At 56.2% G+C, this 16384-nt stretch carries 17 protein-coding genes and 2 pseudogenes; 3 read left to right on the forward strand and 16 right to left on the reverse strand.

Annotated elements, in window-relative coordinates:
- The first annotated feature begins 380 nt into the window (after nt 1-380).
- Entirely contained in the window at nt 381-641 is a 261-nt protein-coding gene (locus U5K31_10180; protein ID MDZ7773087.1) for a hypothetical protein, read from the forward strand.
- 236 nt (nt 642-877) lie between these two features.
- Nucleotides 878-1465: a hypothetical protein gene (locus U5K31_10185; protein MDZ7773088.1), complete on the forward strand. Its 588-nt coding sequence runs from the start codon at nt 878-880 to the stop codon at nt 1463-1465.
- 450 nt (nt 1466-1915) lie between these two features.
- On the opposite strand, the gene U5K31_10190 is transcribed toward U5K31_10185, so the two are convergent.
- Both U5K31_10190 and U5K31_10195 read right to left on the reverse strand, forming a co-directional pair.
- Nucleotides 1916-2338 (reverse strand): transposase, encoded by a 423-nt coding sequence (locus tag U5K31_10190; protein ID MDZ7773089.1) that lies wholly within the window; start codon nt 2336-2338, stop codon nt 1916-1918.
- A 10-nt stretch (nt 2339-2348) separates the two neighbouring features.
- Nucleotides 2349-3086 carry a transposase gene (locus tag U5K31_10195; protein MDZ7773090.1) on the reverse strand — a complete coding sequence of 246 codons (738 nt, stop codon included), beginning with the start codon at nt 3084-3086 and terminating at the stop codon, nt 2349-2351.
- Nucleotides 3087-3174: 88 nt separating this feature from the next.
- Here U5K31_10195 and U5K31_10200 point away from each other — a divergent pair, with 88 nt between their 5' ends.
- Nucleotides 3175-3792, forward strand: a complete 618-nt coding sequence (locus tag U5K31_10200; protein ID MDZ7773091.1) for a 6-bladed beta-propeller — start codon at nt 3175-3177, stop codon at nt 3790-3792.
- A 1645-nt stretch (nt 3793-5437) separates the two neighbouring features.
- On the opposite strand, the gene U5K31_10205 is transcribed toward U5K31_10200, so the two are convergent.
- From U5K31_10205 to U5K31_10270, 14 genes and pseudogenes are all read right to left on the reverse strand, one after another.
- Nucleotides 5438-5707 (reverse strand): hypothetical protein, encoded by a 270-nt coding sequence (locus U5K31_10205; protein MDZ7773092.1) that lies wholly within the window; start codon nt 5705-5707, stop codon nt 5438-5440.
- A complete protein-coding gene (locus U5K31_10210) occupies nt 5704-6111 on the reverse strand; it encodes a hypothetical protein (GenBank protein ID MDZ7773093.1) in 408 nt (135 codons plus the stop codon). The genes U5K31_10205 and U5K31_10210 overlap by 4 nt, the downstream gene beginning before the upstream one ends.
- A complete protein-coding gene (locus tag U5K31_10215; protein ID MDZ7773094.1) occupies nt 6065-6376 on the reverse strand; it encodes a hypothetical protein in 312 nt (103 codons plus the stop codon). The genes U5K31_10210 and U5K31_10215 overlap by 47 nt, the downstream gene beginning before the upstream one ends.
- 141 nt (nt 6377-6517) lie before the next feature.
- Entirely contained in the window at nt 6518-7729 is a 1212-nt protein-coding gene (gene ftsA, locus U5K31_10220; protein ID MDZ7773095.1) for a cell division protein FtsA, read from the reverse strand.
- Nucleotides 7730-7773: 44 nt separating this feature from the next.
- The gene (locus U5K31_10225) at nt 7774-8529 is read right to left on the reverse strand and encodes a cell division protein FtsQ/DivIB (GenBank protein ID MDZ7773096.1); all 756 of its coding nucleotides are present in this window, start codon (nt 8527-8529) and stop codon (nt 7774-7776) included.
- Between the two features lie 40 nt (nt 8530-8569).
- Nucleotides 8570-9136: a cyanophycin synthetase gene (locus U5K31_10230; protein ID MDZ7773097.1), complete on the reverse strand. Its 567-nt coding sequence runs from the start codon at nt 9134-9136 to the stop codon at nt 8570-8572.
- Nucleotides 9119-9949: pseudogene (locus U5K31_10235) on the reverse strand (Mur ligase domain-containing protein). The gene U5K31_10230 and the pseudogene U5K31_10235 overlap by 18 nt, the downstream one beginning before the upstream one ends.
- Before the next feature lie 64 nt (nt 9950-10013).
- On the reverse strand, nt 10014-10769 hold the full coding sequence (locus U5K31_10240; GenBank protein ID MDZ7773098.1) for a UDP-N-acetylglucosamine--N-acetylmuramyl-(pentapeptide) pyrophosphoryl-undecaprenol N-acetylglucosamine transferase: 756 nt from the start codon (nt 10767-10769) through the stop codon (nt 10014-10016).
- Nucleotides 10678-11169: a glycosyltransferase gene (locus U5K31_10245; GenBank protein ID MDZ7773099.1), complete on the reverse strand. Its 492-nt coding sequence runs from the start codon at nt 11167-11169 to the stop codon at nt 10678-10680. Before U5K31_10245 ends, U5K31_10240 begins: the two co-directional genes overlap by 92 nt.
- Before the next feature lie 69 nt (nt 11170-11238).
- Nucleotides 11239-11334, reverse strand: a complete 96-nt coding sequence (locus tag U5K31_10250) for an FtsW/RodA/SpoVE family cell cycle protein (GenBank protein ID MDZ7773100.1) — start codon at nt 11332-11334, stop codon at nt 11239-11241.
- Nucleotide 11335: 1 nt separating this feature from the next.
- Nucleotides 11336-12367: pseudogene (locus U5K31_10255) on the reverse strand (FtsW/RodA/SpoVE family cell cycle protein).
- 6 nt (nt 12368-12373) lie between these two features.
- Nucleotides 12374-13735, reverse strand: coding sequence for a UDP-N-acetylmuramoyl-L-alanine--D-glutamate ligase (murD, locus tag U5K31_10260; GenBank protein MDZ7773101.1), 1362 nt, complete (start codon nt 13733-13735; stop codon nt 12374-12376).
- Nucleotides 13732-14868 carry a phospho-N-acetylmuramoyl-pentapeptide-transferase gene (gene mraY / locus U5K31_10265; protein ID MDZ7773102.1) on the reverse strand — a complete coding sequence of 379 codons (1137 nt, stop codon included), beginning with the start codon at nt 14866-14868 and terminating at the stop codon, nt 13732-13734. Before mraY ends, murD begins: the two co-directional genes overlap by 4 nt.
- The gene (locus U5K31_10270) at nt 14868-16379 is read right to left on the reverse strand and encodes a UDP-N-acetylmuramoyl-L-alanyl-D-glutamate--2,6-diaminopimelate ligase (protein MDZ7773103.1); all 1512 of its coding nucleotides are present in this window, start codon (nt 16377-16379) and stop codon (nt 14868-14870) included. The genes mraY and U5K31_10270 overlap by 1 nt, the downstream gene beginning before the upstream one ends.
- Between the last annotated feature and the right edge of the window lie 5 nt (nt 16380-16384).

The following is a 16384-nucleotide window of genomic DNA, read 5'->3' on the forward strand; positions in this document are numbered from 1 at the left end:
TGCAGGCTAGTGGTAGAATATGGATAATCATAGTTTCACGCTTATTATTGTATGTTATTTTTTTTTACATATATTGCATAAAATAAACAATACTGTCATGGTGAGAATTATAGCAATATCGTGTGCAGCTATCAGTCTAATACTGCTTATAATTCTCAACTTTCGCATTGGATATTTAAGTGGCCCCGAAGGGCATATTAATCTTTGTAACACATGGGGTTATAATGAATAAGGTCCCCCTTGGTTTTTTTAAGGGACTTGTAAACTACTAATAATCAACCAGAAAAGGGGCTTATCCGTGAATAACAAGAATCAATTTTTTTTCTATTTAAAACAGCCGGTGGATATCTGCCTGGCCCCAAACGTTTTGTGACTCTTCGATGCTCAGATCTACCAACATACGCAAAGTACGGGGCGCGGCCGTAGGACTATTGCGTCGCCTGTTGCTGGCGGCTCACCTCAGCGAGCTTTCCATCTGGAGACATGACGGAGGGGAGCGGGAAGGGTCCGGCCGGGACGCTTTCTACCGGTTTTTGAGCAATCCCTGCTACAACTGGCGCCGGCTGTTGCTGGGGGTCTCCTCCCGGCTGTCCGGCCAGCTGGACCCGCTGACCTCTCGTGATGAACGGAACGGGTGCTAATTATGGACGAGAGCCCCTACAAGCGGGCCCGCAGCAAACAGGTCGAGCACCTGGGCGTCCACCACGATAATTGTGCGGATGGCTGGCCGAGATGTCTCGACGCTCAGAGGCCCGGTTTCTTGAAGCGGTCTGCATAATGTGCGGAGTTGCCGGGCAGTTTAGTGAGTATCTGACCGATAACTCTATTGATTAAACGCCCTTAAACTACAAGTGCGAAAGTTGAGAGATAACATGATATGAACAAGAGTTTTATATCAATATTGCTATTGATAGGTGGTAGTATATTAATAGCTGGTATTATCATTAAATACAGTGATACTATTAATCATAATACTGATAAGCCTCCGTTGAGGTATGAGAAATTAAATGGAGAAAATCGAGCATTGGATATAACTGCTATTTTAGATGATACAAATGTAGTTGCATCATCAGACCTTCTAATGTTATTTATTTTGGACAGCGAGTTTTGCGCAACTTGCATTAATGAAATCAGTGAGTATGTAAATGAAAGTACTAGATATATTGAATCAGGTTTAAGTGACCTTAATATTCAAAGGCATGCTTTAATTATAAGTCGCGATAGTAATGATGTGGATAGAGTAAAAAAAGTTGTAGGTATACCCTTTGGAACTAGCCCATTATATCCAAATAATACTAAGTATGATGAGGTCACGAAATATATGTCGGGTAGTACATTTTATAATATGATTCTATTTATTGATTCAAAAGGGAATGAAGTTTCTAATGTGATTAGGATATTTAGCTCTCCGGTGGAGCCATATGTTAAGAGGAATTTGATCCGAGACGCTATATATGGACTCTAGTTATCAACCCTAACATAACCTAGCATATCATGTTTAACTATATAAAACGTAATATATTACTCACGTTCTCGATAGTGTTCCTTCTAAGTTCCTTTGCGTTATTTTCATATGATGCTTATGCAGATGATCTATATGCAACGGGTTCAAATTGTGTTGCCTGTGGCGGACCTGTTGGAGATATGGATTGTTACTATGTAAACTATGGTTGGATGCAGTGTTTTGATGGCAATTTGAGCTGTCAACAATTGATTGATTGTGAAAATGGAGATCCTATCATAGGAGAAGACTAGAATAAGAACAGAAATCTAATATGCCCGCCCAAATAACAATTGGGCGGGCATATTTTTATAGGTGCAATAACACTATGAAGAAATTATCAATATTTGTATTTGCTTTTTTAATAGTTATTACATCATGTGACTAACAGGATAGTAACTATTCAGAACTCTTTCATGGAGAATTATCCTGCCGGGGGAATAAGGTTTTCGCCTTGTCCATGTAGGGTAGTCTGCGGCCGTAGGCCTGCTGGTTTCGGGCGACTGTTCCCAGAAGTACGAGTACGGACTCCTCGTCCGGCATGCTGAGTCTCATCCTGAGCACTCGGCGGAAACTTCCGTTGAGCCGTTCGATCCAATTGGTCGTATAGATCATGGAACGGATCCGGTAGTCGTAGTTCAAATAAGTGAATCCATTCCGGTATCTTGCTTCCGACCGAAGCTTGTTAAAGTAGGAATACTTCTGGCTCCACTCATCGCAGAAGGCCTGCCAGCGTTCCCAGCCGGCCTCGGGGTCGTCGTCGGGATCGTCGGTATGGAACACAGCCCGCAGATCGTCGGCCAGAGCGTCTTTGTCTTCCGAGCGAACCCGGGACATCACGTTGCGTTTAATATGGGTTGTGCACCATTGAAGAGGGGTACCCGGAGAAGTTCTCTGACAACGCATCTCCCAGGCCAGAGATCCCGTCTGCAACCATCAGGCCAATCTTTTGGACGCCTCGCTTTTTGAGCTCTTCAAACTGCAATCCCCAGCCTGTGGCGCTCTCAGAGGGGGCGTGGGCGATGCCAAGCACCTCCCGCCGCCGCTCAGGGGTCACCCCCATGATCACGTAGAAAGCTTCTGTGGACACCGTCTCGCGGCGAACCTTAACGTGGATCGCATCGATGAACACGATCGGGTAGTACGCCTCCAGGGGCCGGGCCAGCCACTCGCCAACTTCCTCTCTCATCCAATCGATCATTCGAGAGATCGACGAGGAGCTGTAGTGGCGACCGTAGAGCTCATCAAAGACGTCTCCGATCTGGCTCTGGGTGAGTCCCTTCCCATACAGGGCGCTTACCATGCGGTCGGTCTCGGCCTGCTGGGCCCGGAGCATCGTCAGGACCTTCGGATAAAAATTACCGTCCCGGTCCCGGGGGATGCGCAGCTCCAGCAGCTTGCCGTTACCATAAACTTTTCCTGGCCGATAGCCATTTCCCTTGTCCCCGTCATCGCCGGCCAGATGCTCCCGGCGTTCGGCTTTCATGAGAGCGTTCAGGGTCATTTCCAGGACTTCATTCAGCCCGTTCTCGCGTTGGATATGGTTGCCAATGAGCGTCTGCAATTGTACTTTGGTGAAGTTCATAAGATCTCCTTGTGTTAGGTTTTGGGTTGTTTGGATACTTCCTGAACCTACGCAAGGAGATTCTTATTATCTACCTAAGACACATTCGATGGGCAAGCACAAGGAGCTACCAAATATCGAGAATGAAGTGGATATTAATATTAGTGTTAAAAAGCTTATAGGTAATGAAAATGATAGTACAAATTATGAAATAATGTCTGCCTATAGAATCCAAGAATACAATAATAAATTATTTGTAGCTGATGATGTTCTTAATAAAGTTAAGGTATTCGATGATGCGGGTAGTTTTTTGTATGAATTTGGTACACGTGGTAGAGGGCCAGGTGAATTTACAACTATTAGGGGTTTTGCTGTTTTTGATAGCACAGTATATGTATATGATCAAAATTTATCTAGATTAAATAAATTTACAACAAGTGGTAAATATATTAGCTCCTACACCCTAGAAAAAGCATCTTCATCGGTTAAAATAAATAATATAAATGGAAGATTAATATTACTTCATCTTTTTATTGATAGAAATAATAATTCTAGGATGATAGGACATATTTATAATGATGATTTTAAAAAGAGAATAGTATTATTAATATATCGGATGTATCAGATGGGTTTCATGATATTTCAGATTTGCTTGGTGCTTATCCGGGAAATATTATTGGGCTTAATAACAATATTATATTTGTACCATATATATATAACGGTATAAAATATAAATTTTCTAGATCAAGTACTGGGTCTTGGGAAATGAATAAATATAATAATGGCTATATTGTTAGGAAACCATATTCAATAGTAGAGGAGCAATCGAATAGGGTGCCAGATTTTTCTCGGTCTTCTGCGAACCCCCAAAATAACATGGGGATACTTTTACACAATCAATCTAGAGGATTAGTAAAGTATCAGAAATATATTCTCAACTTTACTCTAATTGAATATAATTCTGAGAGGACATTTGGAGTCGAAGTCTATAATACAGATTTGGAATTGAGAGGATACCAAGAAATTCATGCAATAGATATCAAGAATGAGGAACACAATAATCTCTACTGGGATGTTGATGATATTGGGGATAATGGATATATATATATGCGTAAAAGGTATCCCAAAATGAACAGTGAAGTATATAGAATTAATTTAAATATTAATGATATGAGTGCAGTCGTGTACCGTTAACAGTCTATTTGATGCATGGATTCAGCCCGAACTTTGAGACGAAAGTGTTTGAAGGCGTGGCCCTACAGATAATGTATTCTGGAAATCAGACAATTGAGTTATTGCAGTTTCTGGTGAGAGATACCGGTAGCTGTCTATTCCACAACGACGGCTATTTTCTTTTTGCACCAGTTTTATATAACGGTAGGATATACAAATACGCCATATCGGGAAAAATCCCGGTTGTTGAAGAGGTTAACAGCTATTGTGGCTGGAGATTCATGAGACCCTAAACCATTGTGAATGGCCATTTCGAATCAAGATATGTGGATGCAACCGTCTATCTTCATGGGAATTCCAGCGGGGCACTGGTCTATAATCAATCCAAGGGACTTTTTAAACTTGAAGATGGGAGAATCTTGCATTTTACCTATGTGGAAGGATGAAGCTGATCGGTTTTACATAATTGAGCGTGACGATCAGCCTGTTGTCCGCTAAGTGCAACTGCATATCCGGATCGAATCAAACCATGTAAACATCGGATCTAACGGGAAGTGAGCTGAGAAATATGACACGATAATCCCTGTGATTGTGATCTGTCGGTAGCGCCAAAAAGAAGGAGCCCCGGTCAGGAGGCTCCCCTTCGTAGCAATCAAAGCCGGCAGGCAGGCGCCCTATCGAGGGGGCGCTCTCCCGATGTGCGTTGGGATCTGCAGGCAAACGGCAATAGGCGATGGTAAACGGTGTTGCCGGCCTCGTCCATGATTTTACGCAGGAAGGCCGGTTGGTCGAAGTCGCTCTTGTCGATCCGCTCGCGGCGGTGATTCGACAACTCTCCGCCCACTGCGCTTCTGTTGTTCCTGTTGCTGCTCCTGCTGCTCGGAGGCTCATTCCTCCTCGCGCCTCAAGGAGCTGATGTGCTTCAAGGTCCACGCCGCAGTGATGTGGCCGGGGTCTCGGGTCGTTCAGGTTCTCCCTCGCCCTTGTAGAAGGAGTCGTGCGTTGTCGGAGTAGCGCGTCTGCCGTCCGGTCATTTCTTTGGCCTTGGGCATCTGCAGTTTTCGGGTGACCGGTTCCTCGTCGGATTCCGGTCTGCTGCTGCTGGTTCGAGGCGCTACGCAGGCTTCCGCTGTTCGTTGTCGGCCAGGTCGAGTGCGGTGGCGATGGCGGTCGCCTGCGGGAGATCGTCCTTAACGAAGCTACTCGTCGAGCGCCTGTACGAGGATGATCTCGGCGTCTTCGCCGGCCTCCTGCTGGATGATACTGGTGGCCGTGGTGGTCTCCCGCATGCCCAGGTCCTCCCCTGAGCTGATGTTTACAAGCACGTTGCGGGCACCGCGGATGCTCACGCCGTCCAGCAGCGGGGAGTTGATGGCCTCACGGGCCGCGATTTCGGCGCGGTCCTCCCCGCTGGCGGTGGCGGAACCCATGATGGCTGCGCCCCCGTCCAGCGGTCCGTGGTGCGTCACGTCGGGCGAAGTCGAGGTTGATGAAGCCCGGCGTCGGGATCGAGATCCGATATGCCGCGGGTGGCGTTGCTAGAGCGCCCTGGGCTTGGCCTTGTCGGAGGCACTCCATGCGGGTCGGTGTTCTCGTCGGCAATGTCAAGCAGACGCTCGTTGGGGATGACGATCACGGTGTCGGAATTCTTCTTGAGTTCCGTGATGCCCTCCAGGGCGTACTTCATACGCTTGGGTCCCTCGCATTCGAAGGGGGTGGTCACGATGCCCACCGTGAGAATGCCCTTGCGCTTGGCGATGCCGGCCACCACGGGGGCTCCCCCGGTGCCGGTTCCGCCGCCCATGCCGGCCGTCACGAAGATCATGTCAGCCCCTTCGATGGACTCCTCGATCTCGTGCCGGTTTTCCTCCACCGCCTCGCGCCCGATTTCGGGGCGGGCGCCGGCGCCCCAGTCGTTGCGTGGTTGGGTGATCCACCACCTGGATGGTCAGATCGGCGTTGGAATTTTTGAGGGCCTGGGCGTCGGTGTTGAGCGCGATGTATTCCACGCTGCTCAGGCCCTTGTGGATCATGTTGTTGACGGCGTTGCCCCCGCCGCCTCCAACACCCACGACTTTTATCTTCGCGTTGTCTTGACCGTCGATGTCAAAACTGAAACGTGAGTTCAGGTTGGCCATAATGTTGGTCCGTTTAGATTGCTGTTGGTGTATTGCTGTTGTTTGATTGCTCGCTGTTTTTGCTGTTTTTACCGTTTTCCCGACTTGGTCGGGACTACAGTTCCTTAAACCAGCTCTTCATGCGGTCGGCAATTTTGTTCATCACCTTCTCCACGCCCGAGCCCTTGGCGCCGGTGGGCACCATGGCCTGGTTCTGCGGCCCCTCCGATGGATGGCGTGCATCACCAGGTCCCGCGCGTGGCGTGGGTGGGGATTGTTGACCTCCTCGATGAGTCCCCCGCTGAGTCCCAGCGGCTTGCCGATTTTAGCGTCCATGCCCAGGATCTCGTTGGCAAGGGGACAGATGTTGTGGATGAGGGAGCCTCCGCCGGTCAGCACCACGCCGGCGCTGAGGTTGTCGGCGTATCCGCTTCGCTTGACTTCGATGGCCACGATCTCCAGGATCTCCTCCATGCGCGCCTGGATGATCTTGGCCAGAATGCTTTTGGTAATCTCCTTGGGGGGGCGCCCGGCGATGCCCGGCACGGTGATGGCCTCGTCCTCGTCGATCAGGTCCACGTAGGCCTCCCCGTGCTCGCGCTTGAGCTTTTCGGCCTGGTCGTCCAGCACGCTGAGACCCGCGCGGATGTCGTCGGACACCTTCTTGCCGGCGATAGCGATGACAGCCGTGTGGCGGATGGTGTCCTGCTGGAAGATGGCCACGTCGGTGGTGCCTCCGCCGATGTCCACCAGCACCACGCCGGCCTCTTTCTCCTCCTCATCCAGTACCGAATAGGAGGAGGCGAGGGGCTCGAGGATGATGTCGGCCACCTGGTAGCCCGCGCGCTCCACGCATCGATAGATGTTTTTTGCGGCGGAGACCAGTCCGGTGATGATATGGACCTCGGCCTCCATGCGCATGCCGCTCATGCCCACCGGGTCCTGTATGCCGTCCTGGCCGTCCACCACGAACTCCTGCGGGATGACATGGATGATCTGCTGGTCGGTGGGCAGCATGATGCGCTGGCAGTCCTCCAGCAGGCGCTCCACATCATTGACCGTAATCTCGTTGTCGCGGTTATTGATGGTGATCACGCCCTTGGAGCGCATGCTGCGGATGTGGTCGCCTGCAATGCCCACGTTTACCGAGTTCACCTCGATGCCGGAGGCGAGCTGCGCCTGTTCGACGGCGGTCTGGATGGCATTGACGGTCTTGTCGATGTTGACCACTACTCCGCGGTTCAGCCCGTCGCTGGGTGCCTTGCCCACCCCCAGGATGTGGATACGGTCCTGCTGGTCGATGGAGGCGACGATGGCGCACACCTTGGTGGTTCCGATGTCGAGACCGACGACTATTCTGTCTTGCTCTTCCATATGGTATCTTTCTGCGTCCTGATTGCTGTTAATGCTTTTGCGTGCTACCTCGTTATGATCTGTCCCCGGAAACGCAGGTCGATTTCCCGCATGTTCCGGATGCCTTCCCGCCTGACGATTTTGGCATAAAAGGCCTCCCAGTTCTGCAGCCGGTTTTCATAAGCTTCCCGCCCGAAGAGCAGCTTGACCCCGTTTTCGTGGGTCAGCGCCACGATGCCCTCGCCGGATGTCCAGGCCACTTCGCTGATGGTGGCGTCGGAAACCGTCCGCCCCCGCAGGGACTGAAGAAAGCGGCTGGCGGCGGCGAAGTCCTCTCCCTTCAGGGTGTCGCCCGCCTCCGCGGCCGTGAATCCGTAGAGCAGGGGGAGGTCTACCGCCTTTCCCAGCACCAGCGGGAGCACCACGCCTTCGGCGTCCACGTAGCGCCGGGGGTTGTTTCCGGCCAGCACGGCCAGGGGCTGCCGCTCGCGGATCTGTACCAGGAGATTGCCGCTGGGCTCCACCTCCACTTCGGCGCGTTTCACGTAGGGTATGCGCTCCGCCCGGGCGATGATGCCCGCGTAGTCCAGGCTGTCGGGGCGCACACCGGTGGGTACGCTGACCTGTTTAGCCAGGGTCTCCGTATCGACGAACCAGTTGCCGCTGAAGCGCACCTGCTCTACGGTGAGCGTCTGCTCCCAGTAGAAACCGGCGGCCACGGCCGCGGCCAGCACCAGCACGGCGCCGGCCGCCCAGGGCCAGCCGGCCACCCGGTTCTGCCCGGCCTGGCTTTCGTCGTTATGTGGTCTGTTTCCGCTCATAGGTTCATGAAATCAGTATAAATGTCTGCCGCGTGCAGTCTCACGGTGCGTTGCTCAGGTTTTCGATGCCGTCTCGCAGCATCTCGCAGAAGGTTTCGCCGTAGCGATAGATGTCGCCCGCCCCCATGGTGATGATCACGTCGCCGGCCTTTACGATCTCCTTCAGGCGGTCCGGAAGCTCGCTCTTCTGTTCCACGTAGTGCACGTTGCGGTGCCCGTACTCTCGGGCGGCGTCGGCAATCAGTTTGCCATTCACCCCTTCGATGGGTTCTTCCCGCGAGGGATAGACGTCGGTGATCACGCAGACCTCCGCGTCGAAAAAAGAGGAGCCGAACTCCTCGTAGAGCTCCCGGGTTCGCGAATAGAGGTGCGGCTGGAATACGGCCACGATGCGCCGGTCCTTCCATCCCTTGCGCGCGGCGCTCAGGGTGGCCTGCACCTCGGTGGGATGGTGTGCGTAGTCGTCTATGACCATCACCCCGTCGGTTTCGGCCTTGAGCTGGAAGCGCCGGAAGACGCCTTCGAAGCGCTCCAATCCTTTTTTAATTTTGTCGAATGAAATATCCAGCTCCAGTCCCACCGCCACGGCGGCCAGGGCGTTTCGCACGTTGTGTTCGCCGGGCGCGCGCAGGGTGATCTCGCCCAGTTGGTTATCGTCATGCTGCACGGAAAAGCGGCTGGTGAAACGGTCCACTTCCACCCCGGTTGCGCGTACTGCTGCCTGGGGCGTCAGACCGTAGGAGAGGGTGCGCCGCTCGATATGCGGAATGATACTCCGCACATTGGGGTCGTCCAGGCAGAGCACCACCGCCCCGTAAAAGGGTACCTTGTTGGCGAATTCTCACGAAGGCCTCTTTACATCCTCCAGGTTGTCGTAGATGTCCAGATGCTCGCGCCTCGAATGTTGGTACACGGCAAGGGAGGGACGCAGGCGCAGAAAGGTGCGGTCGAATTCGTCCGCCTCCACGATAATAATGTCACCCTTGCCCACAACGGCATTGGTTTCGGAAAAACTGTGTACCTTGCCGCCCACAATGATGGTGGGATCGAAGTCCCCGTCCTGGACAACATGGCCGGTCAGGGTGGTGGTCGTCGTTTTGCCGTGGGTGCCGGCAATGCCGACGCCGTACTTCATGCGCATGAGCTCGGCCAGCATTTCGGCGCGTTTGATCACGGGGATGCCCTGTTCCATAGCGGCGCGCGTCTCCAGGTTTTCTTTCGCCTGCACGGCGCTGGTGTAGACCACCACGTCGGCCCCCTCGATCTGCTCTTCGGCATGTCCTATATGAACGGTGGCACCCAGATCGCGCAGGCGCTCCACGGTCTCCCCGGCGCTGGCGTCGGAACCTGTGACGGTATAGCCTTTCTGAAGAAGAATTTCGGCCATGCCCGACATGCCGATCCCGCCGATGCCCACCATGTGGATATGGCGGGTGCGTCCAAATACCGGCTGGGTCTGTATGTTGCCTCGGCTTTCGCTCACGTCAGTTTCTTTGTTCCCTCGTCAGTTTCAGAATTTCCTGTGCGATCTCTTCGGCGGCGCCCGGGCGAGCCATGCCCAGCGCGGCCTCGTTCATGGCCTTCAGCCGCTGCTCGTCGTCCATCAGTTTCCGTACCAGTTCGCCCAGCACATCGCGAGCCTCCCCGTCGGGCAGCAGCACCGCCGCCCCGGCCTGGGCCATCGAGCGGGCGTTGCGCGTCTGGTGGTCGCCCGCCACGTTGGGGGAGGGGACCAGCACGCTGGGCTTGCCCGTGAGGGCCAGCTCCGAGCAGGAGAGGGCCCCGGCCCGGCTCACCACAAGGTCAGCCGCCCCGTAGGCCTGGGGCATGTGGTGCAGAAAATCGGTCAGCAGGAGCCGTGGATATTGTCCCGGCGCGATGGCCCGCCGCAGTTCGTCGAAGTAGGCGGGGCCGCACTGCCAGATCACCTGGATGCCCAGCTCATCGTGCAGTAGTCCTATGTGGGCCTTCATGGCCGCGTTGATGGTGCGCGCGCCTCCGCTGCCGCCCAATACCAGCAGCACGGGGCGATGGTCGTCGAATCCGAAATGTTCGAGGGACTCCTCCCGGCCGGCCTCCCGCAGCTCCCTGCGGGTGGGATTGCCGATGAGGCGGGTCTTGCCTTCCGGCAGGTGCTCGTCGGCGTCTTTAAATGCGGTAAAGATCACCTCGGCATGGCGCGCCAGCAGGCGGTTGGTAACCCCGGGGTAGGAATTCTGTTCCTGGACGACCAGCGGCACGCCGTGTCTGGCGGCTACCCAGCAGGCCGGCCCAGCAGCATAGCCGCCCGCAGGAAACCGCAGCCTCGGGACGGAAGCGGGAGACGATATTCCAGCTCTGTACCAGGCTGGTACCCAGTTTCAGGGGGAAAAGAAGATTCTTGGGAGTCAGGCGCCGATGGAATCCGCTGATCCATACGTTCACGATGTCGTATCCCGCACGGGGTACTTCCTCCCACTCCATGTGGTTGCGCGTGCCTACGAAGAGCAGCTCCACCTCGGGATTCACCGAACGGAGGGCGTCGGCGATGGCGATCGCCGGGTAGACATGCCCACCAGTCCCCCCTGCCGCTATGAGCACCCTTGGCGGGTGACCCATAGCGGCGGAGACTGGACCGTCTGGTGATGATATGTTCTTCATAGTGCTATGCATAGAACACGGGCCGTTTCTTGCGGTCGTGTTTGGAGATATTCAGCAGGATGCCCACCATCAGTCCCGCGAAGAGGTCGTGCTGGTGCCCCCGTAGCTCACGAAGGGCATGGGCAGGCCGGTGACCGGCAGCAGTCCGCTGGCCACACCCGGCATTCACGAATCCGTAAAAGGTGATGTAGAGGGTGCAGGCGGTGGCCAGCAGCTTGCCGCAGATCTCCGGGGCGTTCTTGGCGATGCGTCCCACTCCACGGATCAAAATGAGGGTGAAAATCAGGATCATACCCACCGAGCCCACCAGCCCGTACTCTTCGGCGATAATGGCAAAAATGAAATCGTTGTAGGGGGCCGGAAGGAAGTCGCGCTGCGTGCTCTTGCCTATGCCCACCCCAAAAATCTGTCCCTGTGCAATGGCGATGTGTGCCTGCTGCGCCTGGTAGCCTTCCTCCACGCTGAACTCGGCGGCGTTTATGTCCACCACCTGGTCCACATACTGCTGTATGCGGCTCTGCCGTTCGGCCGAAGTCATGACCAGGAGGGTGCCCCCGAGGATCGCGATCGTCAAAATAATCCCCAGCTGGGTGGCGCTTATACGCCCAATGAACATGATCAGCAGGCAGAGAGCCATGAGCAGGGCGGCGCTGCTGAAATCCTGCGTCGCTATCAGCCCGCAGGTGACGGTCACCCAGAACAGGATTGGCAGGAAGGCGCGCTTGAAGTCCTTGATGTAGTCCTGCTTCTCCTCCAGGAGCACCGCCACGTGGATGAGCAGGGATACGCTGGCCACCGAAGAGGGCTGAAAGGAGATGCCTCCCAGGCTCAGGGCGCGTCGCGCCCCGAAGACCTCCGTCCCCCATAGCATAAGGGCAAACAGCAGACCCCAGCTCAAGATCATGACGACGTGACTCAGACGGGCCAGCACATGGTAGTCCACCTTTGAGAAGAAGAGCATCACCAGGAAGGCGATGCCCAGCTTTACGGCGTGTCCCGCCACCAGACTTCCGGCCGTGGTCTGATTTGACTCGGCGAAATAGGCGATGGAGGAGTAGACCGCCAGCACGCCCACCACCATCAGCACGATGACGCAGACCAGCAGCATCCGGTCGCTGCCCTGTTTGGGCATATCCAGATCGTCCGGGCTGGTGCCCATGATGGACGAGAGCTTGCTGTTGGGACTGGTGTAGATCATTCGTTTCTAGAGGTTGTTGACGGCTTTCTTGAATTCGTTTCCCCGGTGCTCGTAGTTCTCAAACATGTCGAAGGAGGCGCAGGCGGGACTCAGAAGTACAATCTCCCCGCGCTTGGCGTTGGCACGTGAAAGACGCACCGCCTCGGCCATGTCGGCAGCCGTCATCAGTTGCGGTACCACCCCCTTCAACTGCTCCTCAATAAGGGGACGCGCTTCGCCTATGGCCACTACTGTGTGTACCTTCTCGCGGATCTGTTGCGCCAGCTCCCCGTAGTCGTTGCCCTTGTCCCTTCCCCCGAGAATAAGCACCATGGGCACGTTGAAGGAGTCCAGGGCGTACCAGACGGCGTTGATGTTGGTAGCCTTGCTGTCGTTGATGTACCGCACGCCGTCGTGTGAGCGGACCTCCTCCAGCCGGTGTTCCACGCCTTCGAAGGTGCGCAGGCTCTCCCGGATCACATCGTTCTTGATTTCGGCGGCGCGGGCGGCCAGTGCGGTGGCCAACCCGTTGTTCAGGTTGTGCTTGCCGCGGAGTCCGACTTCGTCTATGGGCATGAGTACCTCTTCGTTGTCATCTATGTTCAAAATAATTTGTTGGTCGCGCAGGAAGGCGCCGCTTCGCACCTCCCGTTTCCGTGAAAAGGCAAGCAGGCGGGGAGAGCCGGCTTTTTTTTTAAAGGTATCGGCGTGGGCGGAGGCCGTGGGGTCGTCCGCCCCATAGATAAAGCAGTCGCCTTCGCCCTGGTTTTCGGTAATGCGCCGCTTGGAGGCGGCGTAGCGTTCAAAGTCGTTATCGTAGCGGTCCAGGTGGTCCGGCGTCACGTTCAGCAGCAGGCTGATGTACGGACAAAAGGTGTCGATATGGTCCAATTGGAAACTGCTTACCTCCAGGATGGCCTCCCGGTCGGGGGAGGTGCGGTCTACATGATCGGAGAAGGCCGGGCCGATGTTACCGGCCAGCACAGGATCGCGTCCCGCGGTCCGCCAGGTGTGGTCCAGCCAGTTTGCCACGGTGGTCTTGCCGTTGGATCCGGTGACCGCCACCATGGGAGATCGGCAGAACCAGCTCGCTGCCTCCAGTTCGGAATAGACCGCCTTGCCGGCTTCCAGGTACGAGCGCACCAGCGGCGCGCTGCTGGGCATGCCGGGACTCACTACCAGGAAGTCGCCTTTTCGCGCGCGGCCGGTATGGCCGCCCTCCTCGAAGGGGATGCCGGCGTCCCGCAGACGCCCGCGAAAGTCGGACCCGATGCGGTCTCGTTCGGTGACGAAGACCTCCGCGCCCCTGCCTGCGAGCAGGGTAGCGGCGGCGGCCCCGCTTCGGGCCGCGCCGGCGACTACGATATGTTTGTCCTTTATATTCTTCATCGCAGTTTAAGCGTCAGCAGGCTCAGGATGCCGAGCAGGACCGCAATGATCCAGAAGCGGATCACGATCTTTGACTCGGGCCATCCCCTTTTTTCAAAGTGATGATGGATGGGGGCCAGCAGGAATACCCTGCGCCCCTCCCCGTACTTGCGGCGGGTGTACTTGAAGTAGCCGGTCTGTATGAGCACGGAGACCGCCTCGACAAAAAAGATGCCGCAGATAATGGGCAGCAACAGCTCCTTTTTGAGCATGAGGGCCAGTGCGCCGAAGGCGCCGCCAATAGCCAGGGAGCCGGTGTCGCCCATAAAAACGGAGGCGGGGTGGGAGTTGTACCATAGGAATCCCATGCAGGCGCCGGTCAGCGAGGCACAGAAGATGGTCAGCTCGCCGGAGCCGGGCAGGTAGAGAATGTTCAGAAATTCAGAGTAATCGGCCCGACCGCTCACGTAGGCAAAAATGCCGAAAATGAGTCCCGCGATGGCCGATGAGCCGGCGGCCAGCCCGTCGAGGCCGTCGGTGAGGTTGGTGGCATTGCTTACGGCTGTGATGATGAAAACCACCACGGGAATGTAGATGATCCATCCCAGGGCCTCGCCCAGTACGGCATAGTCGATGTTTACGTACTTCAGGAAGGGCACGGTGCTCAGGGTGTTGAACTCGCTGAAGGCCGGCCAGAAATAGAGCACGGCACCCAGGGCCAGTCCAACGACGATCTGCCCGCCCATCTTGAATCGCCCGCTGAGGCCGGACTTGTCCTTTTTGACCACTTTGATGTAGTCGTCCACAAAACCCACGCAGCCCAGCAGGAAGGTCACCGAAAGGATCATCCAGGTATAAATGCTGTCCATGGGCATCCAGAGCAGGGCGGGGATTAGCACGGCCAGCAGGATAATGATGCCGCCCATGGTAGGGGTATGGGCCTTGCCCAGGTGGGTGTCCAATCCGATGTCCTCGCGAATTACCTCGCGCAGCTGCATCTTCTCCAGCCAGGCAATGATACGCTTGCCCACCATGATGCTGATAAAGAGGGCCATGGCCGCGGCGACGGCGCTGCGGGTGGTAATGAAGGCGAAAGCGGAGAAACCGGGGGGCTGATAGGTCTTCTCCAACCAGTCGATGAGTTCAAACAGCATCAGGCCACCTCCTCGGTTTCGGGGTTGCCATTGCGCTGCATGAGGGCGTCGCGGGCCACCCGTCGGTCGTCAAAGTCCAAGCGGCGGCCCTGGATCTCCTGGTAGGTTTCGTGTCCCTTGCCCGCGATGAGAATAATCTGGCGGCCGTCGGCCTGCAACACCGCCTGGCGAATGGCGCGGCGCCGGTCGGCGAGACGGGTCACCCTATCGGGATGGGAGAAACCCTCCATAATGTCGTCGATAATAGCTTCCGGGTCCTCGCTGCGCGGATTGTCGGAAGTGACGGTCACCCGGTCGGCCAGGGTTTCGGCCACATCGGCCATGCGTGGACGCTTATCGGTGTCGCGATCGCCCCCGCAGCCGAAGATCACATGCAGTTCCTGGTCATTATTCTTCATGGCGGCCAGGGTGGAGAGTACGTTCTCCAGGGCGTCCGGAGTGTGTGCGTAATCCACCAGCACGAGGGGGCGTTCCTGCTCCCCGGATCCTGCGACCCGCTCCAGTCGGCCGGGCGCCCCGGGGGCGTCGGCCAGGGCCTGGGCGATACGCCGTTCGGGGAAGCCGAACTCGCGGCAGATCAGAAAGGCCTGGGCCACGTTGTAGGCATTGAAGGGTCCCAGCAGGGGCGATTCGACCTGTTGGCCGCCCACCTTCAGGGTGAGTCCATTGCTCCCGCCATGCAGGATGCGGCAGTCCACGCCGCCCGCACCCTCGTAGCTGAAGCGGATCACGCGGGCGGGAGTGTCTTGGCACATGAAATCGCCCCAGGCGTCGTCGGCATTGATGACGGCCGCCGTGCCGGATTTCATGGCGTCAAAGAGTTTCTTTTTGGCCCCCGCGTAGGCCGACATATCCTTGTGGTAGTCCAGGTGGTCGTGGCTGAGATTGGTGAAGGCTCCCACCTCAAAGTCGATGCCGCCGGTACGCTGCTGGTCCAGGGCGTGGGAGGAGACTTCCATCACCAGGTGGGTGGAGCCGGCGTCCACCATGCGACGCATGTCGGCCGCCAGCTCGATGGGATCGGCCGTGGTAAGCCGGGTGTCCAGTTCTTCGGCGCCGATTTTTTTGGCCACGGTGCCCAGCAGGGAGGCGGCCACGCCGAGACGGTGCAGTACTTGCCAGGCGAGGGTGGCCACGGTGGTCTTGCCGTTGGTGCCGGTCACGGCCACCACTTTCAGCTCGCGGGCGGGATGCCCGTGGAAGGCCTGGGCCAGGGGACCCAGCAGCCGGCGGGTGTCATCCACCAGCAGCAGGCAGGTTGTGTTCTCCTCGCCGTGCTCTTCCGGCATGCGAAATCCTTCCGGTTCGTGCTCACAGATAAGTACGGAGGCTCCGAGGTCGACGGCCTGGCCTGCAAAGGCGTGGCCGTCCACCTGGGTGCCTCTTACAGCGATAAATACGTCTCCCTCCACCACGCGGCGGGAGTCCTGGCGGAGCTCGCCCAGGCGCTCGGGAAGCCGCCCCCGCGTCTCACGGGGCTCGCAGAGCGATATGAGGGATGTTGGCGTCATGCAGT

The sequence above is a fragment of the Balneolaceae bacterium genome (assembly GCA_034521445.1).
GTDB lineage: Bacteria > Bacteroidota > Rhodothermia > Balneolales > Balneolaceae > JAXHMM01.